Annotated in this window: 9 protein-coding genes; all 9 read left to right on the top strand. The window is 51.9% G+C overall.

Going from position 1 to position 9,875, the window contains the following annotated elements; translation table 11 throughout:
* Window positions 1–246 (top strand): hypothetical protein (locus tag B6V72_RS19335; protein ID WP_206185822.1); only part of this gene is annotated, 246 nt, incomplete at its 5' end.
* Between the two features lie 126 nt (window positions 247–372).
* The gene (locus B6V72_RS18615) at window positions 373–2,760 is read left to right on the top strand and encodes a glycosyltransferase (protein ID WP_168173087.1); all 2,388 of its coding nucleotides are present in this window, start codon (window positions 373–375) and stop codon (window positions 2,758–2,760) included.
* Between the two features lie 28 nt (window positions 2,761–2,788).
* Entirely contained in the window at window positions 2,789–3,361 is a 573-nt protein-coding gene (locus B6V72_RS18610; RefSeq protein WP_088736330.1) for a D-sedoheptulose 7-phosphate isomerase, read from the top strand.
* On the top strand, window positions 3,343–4,542 hold the full coding sequence (locus B6V72_RS18605; RefSeq protein WP_088736329.1) for an HAD-IIIA family hydrolase: 1,200 nt from the start codon (window positions 3,343–3,345) through the stop codon (window positions 4,540–4,542). Before B6V72_RS18610 ends, B6V72_RS18605 begins: the two co-directional genes overlap by 19 nt.
* On the top strand, window positions 4,543–5,538 hold the full coding sequence (locus tag B6V72_RS18600; protein ID WP_088736328.1) for a hypothetical protein: 996 nt from the start codon (window positions 4,543–4,545) through the stop codon (window positions 5,536–5,538).
* Between the two features lie 50 nt (window positions 5,539–5,588).
* A complete protein-coding gene (locus B6V72_RS18595) occupies window positions 5,589–6,602 on the top strand; it encodes a GDP-mannose 4,6-dehydratase (protein ID WP_088736327.1) in 1,014 nt (337 codons plus the stop codon).
* A 34-nt stretch (window positions 6,603–6,636) separates the two neighbouring features.
* The gene (locus B6V72_RS18590) at window positions 6,637–7,569 is read left to right on the top strand and encodes a GDP-L-fucose synthase (RefSeq protein WP_088736326.1); all 933 of its coding nucleotides are present in this window, start codon (window positions 6,637–6,639) and stop codon (window positions 7,567–7,569) included.
* Window positions 7,523–8,413: a class I SAM-dependent methyltransferase gene (locus B6V72_RS18585; protein ID WP_146696232.1), complete on the top strand. Its 891-nt coding sequence runs from the start codon at window positions 7,523–7,525 to the stop codon at window positions 8,411–8,413. The genes B6V72_RS18590 and B6V72_RS18585 overlap by 47 nt, the downstream gene beginning before the upstream one ends.
* Window positions 8,414–8,544: 131 nt before the next feature.
* A complete protein-coding gene (locus B6V72_RS18580) occupies window positions 8,545–9,669 on the top strand; it encodes a sulfotransferase (protein ID WP_146696231.1) in 1,125 nt (374 codons plus the stop codon).
* The last annotated feature ends 206 nt before the right edge of the window (window positions 9,670–9,875 follow it).

Raw genomic sequence — 9,875 nt, 5'->3', positions numbered from 1 at the left:
GGGCGTCACCAGCCCGTCACCCTGAGCAAAGCCGGGAAACTCTGCCTAAGGGCGGTAGAGCTCTGGGGTGCGGATCAAAAGGCCGGAAACTCCGACGTCCGGCGGTCCAAAAAACGTAGGCAGAGCAAACACCAACCGGGCTCCGGTCGTGGCTGGATGAAAGACCCATTGCAGGTCATGAGCACGCTGCCCTCGCGGTTCGACTGGATCAATCTTTTTGGGACACGCTCCTTGATCGAGACGTAACGATTACCAAAATCTCTGCCCTGTAGCCGTTGACCTAATTTGGCAATTCAATTAAGGCTCGAGCGGTGCGTGATGTGATCGGCAGCAAAATATATATCTCAATAGGTTAAAAACAAAATGGCTCGAATGTCAAACTCGCAAAAATTAATGGATAACCTCTTTTTGTTACATCTTTGGGTGTGGTTGATCCATAAGGCTAGTAAGACAAAAGTCTTTTCGTCATATCGTCGCAGCAAATTAAACCGGTCAGCGTTGAAAAGGGCTAACCGCCTGATCTATGGCATCGACAAGAAATATTTTAATGGCTGGAAGCTATTGGGTAGTCCTGGCCAAGAAGGTGATGTCAAAGTAGTAGGCAGGCAGGATGATAGCATAAGCCTTCAAGGAAAAATCAGCTATGAAATTGAGTCAAGCAGTCAAAGCCATCGTGTTCTGATTATTGCAACCTATCCTCCATCCATCGGTCATGCAGGCGGGCTGCGGATGCTTGATATCATCAAGTTACTGAAGGAGCGCAGCCCGAATACTTACGTTGAGGTGTTCACCTCGGCGATGAAAGATCTCTGTGGACCTCTTGATCTTGTTTCGGTTCTGGCAGATCGGGTAATCATCGCAGACAACTTCAATTTCTCCCTGGAAGAGTATCTGAGGAAAAGCCCCGGCCGAGTCGAAACCTTCGACGTGGTCGATTTTCAGTTTCCTCAACCACTGGAAGTTGTGCAGTCCTATCGAGAATTGGGTCAAAAGCTGATCTTTACGCCAATGGAAAGCCTGATCCGGCGCGATGTCATAGATGGGAAAGTGTCCGTAGGTTCCGGTGAGGATGCGTTCACCGATGATGGAGTTCTCGAACGCAAGATCATCGAAACGGTTGATCGCACTGTCTGCGTGTCCGAGAGTGACCGCGATGTTGTGATGCAGTTCGTCAAAGGTGACATCATCGCAATTGAGACTGGTGTTTCCGAAATAGAATTCAGCACTACCTATTTTGACGAATGGATTCCAAATTCTGTTTGCTATGTGGCATATTTTGGATCAAACACCAATCGCCATGCCTTAAGATGGTATTTAACCAATGTGCATCCACTTGTTCTTCATGCAGTGCCGGATTATACTTTCTCCATAATCGGACGTGGGCCTGTCGATGATATCTTGCAAGATGGTATGAAAGGTGTCATTCACGTTGGCGAAGTGGAAAAGCTGGCGCCGCATATAGCAAAAGCAGCGGTTGGAATTGCGCCAGCATTTTCTGGTTCCGGATTCCGTGGGAAAACAAACCAATATTCCGTTATGGGTGTGCCCTGCGTCGCAACGCCATTGGCTGCTGAGGGGCTGGCTTATGTCCAGAACGAGTCGATACTGATTGCTCAGGAACCTGCCGACTTTGCCAATGCTGTCATTTCTATTCTGACAAACCAAGATCTGCGCGAAAAGCTATCGAAAGCGGCCCAAGATGTCACATTGCTGAATTATTCATGGAATTCGAAATGGGAGTCCATTGCAGAGACCTATGACATTCCTGAAAAAAAAGATTTGGTCAGCCTTCCAAGTATCCATGTTATTGTTCCGTCGTATCAACATGGACCGCATCTAGAAGAGCGTCTGCGTTCTATCTTTGCGCAGGAATATTCCCGGCTCCGCGTTTCGGTAATAGATGATCATTCCACTGATAATTCGGACATCATCCTGCGCGAGCTGAACGAGGAGGTACCTTTCACCTATATCCGGCGCGAGGCTAACAGCGGATCACCCTTCACATCCTGGCAGTATGCGGCTGAGAATACCGACGAAGATCTTATCTGGATCTGCGAAAGCGATGACGCTGCTGAACCGATGTTCCTTGCGAAGATGGTCAAGCTTATGCGCAGGAAGGCCGGCACTAAACTTGCCTACTCTGCCTCTCATATCGTGGACAAGTATGGCCAACCGCTGGGGCAAACGGCGGATTACTTCCAGTCGAATTTTCATCACAGTCGCTGGAAACGGGCTTTCGTCTCTGACGGTATCTTTGAATTGAGGCGATATCAGCGCTTTGGTATGACTGTTCCGAATATGAGTAGCGCTTTGATTGACACGGCGGCCTTTAAGGCGGCTTTCACCCCGGAGGTCAAGAAATACAAGCTGGCTGGCGACTGGCTTTTTGTTGGTCGTCTGATGATGGAAGGAGCGGTCGCCTACACGCCAGAGCTGCTGAACCGGTTCCGCAGGCATGAGGAGACAGCTCGGGCGCGGACGGATGATGTGCGCCGCCTTGCCGAGTATTTGGCCGTGCGGATGATTTTGTCACGCGCCGCCAAATGCGATGATCTTGAAGTGCTTGAGGCCGTTAGGCACGATCTTATTGATCTTTTCAAGCACCCAGAGCAGATAGAGCTTGTTCTTAAAGAACTGGCCGTTCTTGATGAAGTAAGTGCCGCCGAGTTGGACCGCTTGTTGTTGAAGTATCGTCCGGACGGGAAGAGCACTGACGAGCTTGAGCGTATTTTGGCGCATTCCGTCATGCCGCGGATGTAACCTAGTTTCGTCTAAATGGAGGTTGTCTTTGATTGACATTGATCAGTATCTAAAAGCGGTTGTCGCGAATTTCCAAAGCCTGCGTGCGTCCCGAACGCATATTGAGGATGCGGCCGCAATGTGTATTGCGTCACTACGCGAAGGTGGAAAGGTCATCTTGTGCGGAAATGGCGGGTCTGCGGCCGACAGCCAGCATCTTGCGGCCGAGTTGATGGGACGCTTTCTGTTTGACCGCAATCCTCTGCCGGCGCTTGCGCTGACGGTGGATACATCGGCGTTGACGGCGATTGGCAACGACTATGGCTATGATGATGTATTTGCCCGTCAGTTGCGTGGCATCGGGCGTAAAGGCGATGTCATTGTCGGTCTGTCCACTAGTGGCAAGAGCCGGAACGTCTTGCGGGCTTTCGAAGTTGCTGAAGAACTCGGGATCAAGCGTATCGCGCTGACCGGGGCGTCAGTATCTCCGATGAGCGACTTGGCCGAGGTAGCGGTCATGGTGCCGTCACGCCAGACAAACTATATTCAGGAAATGCATATCGCGGTTGGGCATATTATCTGCGGCATTGTTGAGGAAACGCTATGCTCCGCCAAGCTGTAGTGCTTGTCGGAGGGGTCGGGTCAAGGCTAGGTGGTCTGACCGCTGCGACACCCAAGCCGATGTTGCATGTCGGCGGCGAGCCCTTCCTCGACATTTTGTTGCGGAATATTGCCCGCTACGGGATATCCGAGGTTGTGCTTTTGTCGCGCCACAAGGCCGACGTGATCCGCTCACACTATGCAGAGAAACCGGTGCCCAGCCTGCGGATCACGATCTGTGAAGAACGAAGTCCCGCTGGAACCGCAGGCGCCTTACGGGAATTTGCGCATGTTCTGGACGACACTTTTCTGCTCACGAACGGAGATTCTCTGTTCGACTTCAATTATCTTGCGCTGCACCAAACGTTCGATCCTGTCACCACAGATTTTTCAATTGCGCTGTGCGAGGTTGAGGATATCTCTCGCTATGGGCAAGTGACGCTGGGAACTGATGAACGGGTCAAAGGTTATGCCGAGAAGAACGGGTTGCCCGGACAATCAGGCCTGATCAGTGGCGGGGTCTATATTGTTTCGCGGCGCATTGTCGACGACATCGGACCGGGGATGGTCTCGCTTGAAACGGAGGTCGTTCCGGGGCTGGTGGAACGGGGACGCGTATCTGGCAAGCGATTCAAGGGTTACTTTATCGATATTGGTCTGCCCGAAAGCTATGCTCAGGCTCAGGTTGAGATCCCGGCGTGGGAAACGCGGCCTGCCGTTTTCCTGGATCGGGACGGAACTATCAATCGGGATGATGGATATACGCACAGGCCGGAGGATCTTAGTTTACTTCCTCACGTTGCTGAAGGCATCAGGGCCATCAACGAATCCGGACGTTTGGTTATTGTCATCAGCAACCAGGCGGGGATCGCTCGCGGTTTCTATAGTGCGGAACAAGTCGATCTTTTCCACGCCGAGTTGAACGCCAAGCTTCAGAGCTTTGGCGCGCATATAGATGCGTTTTATTATTGCCCGCATCATCCCGAAGGAGTGGTGCAGGACTTGGCTGTGACATGCGACTGCCGGAAGCCTGGAACCGCTTTGTTCGACATGGCCTGCCGCGACTGGAAGATCGACCTTGGTCAGTCCGTGATGATAGGAGACAAGGAAGGCGATATCCTTGCCGCGCAAAACTACGGCCTCAAGGGGTTCAGGACCACGGGGAACGATATGGATACCTTAGTCAAAAGGATTTTGGGCTGAATGCCAGTAATTGTGAAAACTCCGCTCAGAGTCAGCCTTTTCGGTGGCGGTACTGACTATCGAGAGTATTTCGAGCGCGAAGGCGGGGCTGTCCTTGGTGGCACTATCGACAAGTTTATATACCTTGTCTGCTTGCCTATGTCCTCGGTCGCGGAGACGCGCTATCGTCTGACCTATTCCAAAGTCGAGACCATCAACACCCCAGAAGATGTACATCATCCGGTGATCCGTGAAGTGCTGCTTGACGAGGGCTATGATGTGCCTTTCAATCTTGCCGTGATTTCTGACATTCCCGGTGGCAGTGGGCTGGGCAGCTCTTCTGCTTTTACCGTGGGTTTTCTGAACCTAGTTCGACATCTGAAGGGCACCACTCCTACGAAACACGATCTGGCGCAGGCAGCGATCCGGGTGGAATATGAGTTGTTGCAAGAACGGGTGGGGGTCCAAGATCAGTATCATGCCGCCTTTGGCGGTTTTTCACTTTATGAGTTCCGCAAGCAGCAGACCTCTATCTCGCCAGTCCAGATGAATACGAGGCTGTGGGAGCGTCTGAACGCCTCGCTTGTTATGGTTCACACCAAACACTATCGTTCGGCCTCTGTCATACTTGAAGAGCAGGTCAAGGCAACGAACGATGGCAGCGTAGATAATGATCTTGGTATGATCAAGGCATTGGCTTATGAGGCACGGGATGTGTTCTTGACACAGAACGAAGACGCGGCGCTGCGTGAACTGGGTAAAATGCTGAGCGAGACATGGAAGATTAAGCGGTCGCTTTCGGCGTCCATCTCCAATCAGCATCTCGATGACATCTATAACAAGGCCATGTCATTGGGCGCTTATGGCGGAAAACTGGCAGGGGCCGGGGGCGGCGGGTTTTTTGTTTTTCTGGCCCCTGATCATGTGATCCCGAAAATGAGAGAGACCTTCGGCGATGACGCGGTGGTAAAAATCGCGATGCAGGATGAGGGGTCACGTATCAAAGAAATCGTTTAGGCACAGGATGGGTTCGCTTTGAGAATGCTGACTGACACGAGGGCAAGAGTATGACAAAAAAGCGCGTTTTGATCACGGGCATCACCGGAATGGTTGGGTCGCACCTGCTGGATTACCTGATCGAGAATACCGACTGGGAGATCTGGGGAATGTTGCGGTGGCGTAGTCCTCTGTCGAACATCAACGATCATGTGCCTGCGATCAATCGCAAGCAGCGCATTCATCTGGTCTATGCGGATCTGCGCGACACGATGTCGATCGATGCGGCCGTGGAGCAATGCAAACCGGATTATGTTTTTCATCTTGCGGCGCAAAGCTATCCCAAGACGTCTTTCGATAGCCCGCTTGATACGATGGACACGAATGTGCAGGGCACTGAGCGCTTGCTTGGAGCCTTGCGTAAATACCGCAGCGATGCCGTGGTCCATGTCTGTGCCTCCTCCGAGGTGTTCGGGCGAGTGCCAAAGGAAAAGCTTCCCATTGATGAGGAATGCGGCTTTCACCCTGCCTCACCTTATGCCATTTCCAAGGTCGGGACCGATCTGATCGGACGTTATTACGCCGAAGCCTATGGCATGACCGTGATGACGACCCGCATGTTCACGCATACAGGTCCGCGGCGCGGTGATGTCTTTGCCGAGTCGACCTTTGCAAAGCAGATCGCCATGATCGAGCAGAACAAGATCGATCCTGTCGTCAATGTCGGCAATCTGGACTCGTTGAGGACATGGGCCGATGTGCGCGATGCCGTGCGCGCCTATTATCTTCTGGTGACCAAGGATCCGGTTCCGGGCGCGTATTATAACATCGGCGGCACTTATACGTGTTCCGTCCGGGACATGCTGGATACGCTGATCGGATTATCATCGGTCAAGAATATCGAGGTGCGGATGGATCCCGATCGTCTGAGGCCAATTGATGCGGATCTTCAGGTGCCTGACACGCGCAAGTTCGAGGCGCATACTGGCTGGAAACCAGAGATCGGGTTCGAGAGAACCATGCAGGATTTGCTGGACTATTGGCGTGACCGGGTCCGCAGCGACGATGCGTTTCTGACGCGCTGACTGATCGAACCCATTACCCGAAAGGCGTTCAACTATGGAAAAATCTGACAAGATCCTCGTGACCGGCGGGCGCGGGTTGGTGGGGTCGGCAGTAGTCGCACACCTCACGCAATTGGGCTATAGCGATATTGTACCAATTGGTCGAGAGGATTGCGACCTGATGGACCGCAACGCAACCGAGGCGCTTTTGCACCGCGTGAAACCCCGCCATGTTTTCCACGCAGCGGCGCGGGTCTATGGTATCGTCGGGAATATGAAGAACCGCGCACTGTCGTTTCACGACAACGTTACGATCAACACCAATGTGATACACGCGAGCCACTTGAGTGGTGTGAAGAAGATCACTGTGATGGGGACAGGGGCCGTTTACCCTTACCCTTCGCCGCGTTTGCCTTTGGTCGAAGAGGACATCTTCCTCGGTCGCCCGCATCCCGCAGAGGAGGCCTATGCCCATGCAAAGCGCGCGGCGCTCGCCATGCTCGAAGCGTATGAGGCCGATCATGGGCTTGAATGGGCCTATGTAATCTCCTGCAATTTGTTTGGGCCGCGTGATAAGTTTGACATCCATTTCGGACATGTCGTGCCTTCGCTAGTGGCAAAGTTCCATCACGCGCGTGAGAACGGAGGGATGGTTTCCGTGTGGGGCGATGGCTCGGCCCGGCGGGACTTCCTCTATGTGAACGATTGCGCCGAAGCTGTTCGCCGCATCATGGAGTCGGGCCGCGGACCCATCAACATGGGCAGCGGATCGGTCTACAGGATCCGCGATATCGTCGATACGCTTGCGCGGGTAACCGGCATGGAGGACCGGATCGAGTGGGATCCGTCCAAACCTAACGGGCAGGACTATCGCGCCTATGAACTCTCGCGTTTGAACGGGCTGGGGTTTGTGTCACAGTACTCTCTGGAGGAGGGGCTGCGTGAAACTTGGGATTGGTTTTGCAAGAACGCTCCCACGCAGGCATGAGGAAAAAATGCGCGTATTGAAACGGCTTGATGACTATCTGCGCTACACCGAAGAGACCGTAGGGCTCAAGTTCTGCAAGGGTGCGCTGTCGCGAGACTTGTTGGCGGCAGGCACCAATCTGCCGGCCTTGCCCGGGTATTCGGTCACCGCCGAGGAGCAGGTCGGCTTCACGATTGATCGCACCCTCATGCTGCCGGATGGTACCTACAATCTGCGCGAGACTGTCAACTGCCCAAAAACTGGTTTCAATATGCGGATGCGAGCCGTTGTGGATGCGGTCAAGCATTTCGAAAAAGACCGCGACGTCGGTATTTATATTGCAGAGCAAAAGACGCCACTTTTTAAATACTTCGCGGCTTACTACTCCCATGTGACGGGAAGCGAATACCTAGGTGATATGGTTCCCCTTGGCAGTTGCAACGCGGACGGCCTCCGCAATGAAGATGCAACGCAACTTACATTTGTCGATGACAATTTCGACGTTGTCTTATCTTTCGAGGTATTGGAACATATTCCTGACTACCGCAAGGCGCTACACGAGACGCGGCGGGTTCTTCGCACAGGCGGGCGTTTTTATTTCACCGCTCCATTCGTGCCGTCATGGCAGGAGACGATTGTTCGCGCGAAGATTGAAAATGGTGAGATCGTTCACATCCTCGAGCCGGAGTATCACGGTGACCCCGTAAGAGCCGAAGGAATTCTCTGCTTCCAACATTTCGGATGGGATATCGTTGATTCACTCACAGACGCCGGCTTTTCCAAAATAGAAGCGCTGGCCTTCGATCAACCGGATCATGGCTACTATACGCAAGAGCCAATTTTCGTATTCAGGGCCGTGGTATGACAGCTTACTGACATGCTTCACTTTCTGAAAAGTAATTTCTCGCCGAGAAACACCATTGGCATTTTCTCTATGTTTCTGTTTTGTATCTGCAGAGAATATGGCATTCATCTATCAGCAGGACATAGAAGAGTATGAAAAAACTCGTTTTTGTGGTAGGTGCCGGACGTAGTGGAACAAGTGCGATAACAAGAGCTTTGCAGGTTCTTGGTGTTGATCTAGGTGACACGCTGATGCAGGCCAACCCTGAATTCAACAGAAAGGGGTATTTCGAGGACCTTGAAGTATTCGACTTCAATAATAGGCTCTTCGAAAAGATCGGAAGTGTCTGGCATGACTTGAATCCCGTCGATCTTCGCTGCTTGGCAGGGCGCGAACTGGAAGACAGATGCATTGACCTGTTGACAAGAAAACTTGATAAAAAGGAAGTGTTCGGCCTCAAGGATCCCCAGATTTCAAGAATTATTCCATTCTGGAGCAACATTGCGCACCAGATTGATGTCGCTGATCACTACGTCATAGCTCTGCGTCATCCCTTGAGTGTTGCCCGGTCTTTGGCACGTTATACAGGGTTTAGCATCACTCGATGTTTCGAGATATGGTACACTTTCACATTAGACGCACTTAATGCTTCTGTGATTGGCCGGAGGGTTGTAATCTCCTATGAGAATATCCTCAGATCGCCTGCAGTTGAAATCTCTCGGATAGCAAAAATTATAGGTGTCCCCTTTGATCGCAACTCGGCACTTTTCCGCACGTATTCTGAGAGCTTTCTAGACAATGCGGATAATCACAATAATATCGATATAATCCCAAGTGGTGATTTTAAGGATCTGCCTGTAAAGGTTGAAAAGTTGTATGATTTCGCAACCAAACTTGCTGGTGAAGAGTTGGATATTGACAGCCAGGAAGCGCAGGCAACTATTTCCCAGTTTCAAGACTCGCGCAAAAATGATCTCTCGCTTGTTCGCCTTGTCTCTGAACTGGATGAAAAGATTGCGAGTTTCGAGCATGATTTCCAAGTGGCAAGTGAGACGATCCAGAGCCTGATCGTTGACCGAGATGCCTACAAAGCGGTTGTCGAAAGCCAAATGCCAGCTGAGATTGCCGCAAGAGATAAACAGATCGACGAGCTTCTGAAATTGGTTTCAGAGCTGAACGCAGCGCGGGGCACTTCAGAAGCCTGCTCTGTGCAGGCGGTCGCTCAGGAAAAATCAACGATCCTTAGAAAAATTCTGAATCTTCTTTTGAAGAAATAATCGGCGGGACAATCCGTACAAAAAAAGTGGTGTGGTCGTTCTCATGGGTTTGTATTTAAAAGCCACACCCTGCTCACCAAGCGTTTTGCAGAACCCGTGGAATACGACTGACTGGTCGAAAAAGCGAAGCGTAAGCGGCGGCTGCATCCCACCTCAGGTTCAGCTTGACGGCTTGAAGTTCCACGGGAGAAGTTCGTCGATGCGGC

The sequence above is a fragment of the Thioclava sp. F34-6 genome (assembly GCF_002213235.1).
In the GTDB taxonomy this organism is placed as follows: domain Bacteria; phylum Pseudomonadota; class Alphaproteobacteria; order Rhodobacterales; family Rhodobacteraceae; genus Thioclava; species Thioclava nitratireducens.
Note: the sequence above shows the minus strand (reverse complement) of the source record. Positions and strands in the feature narration are given on the sequence as shown.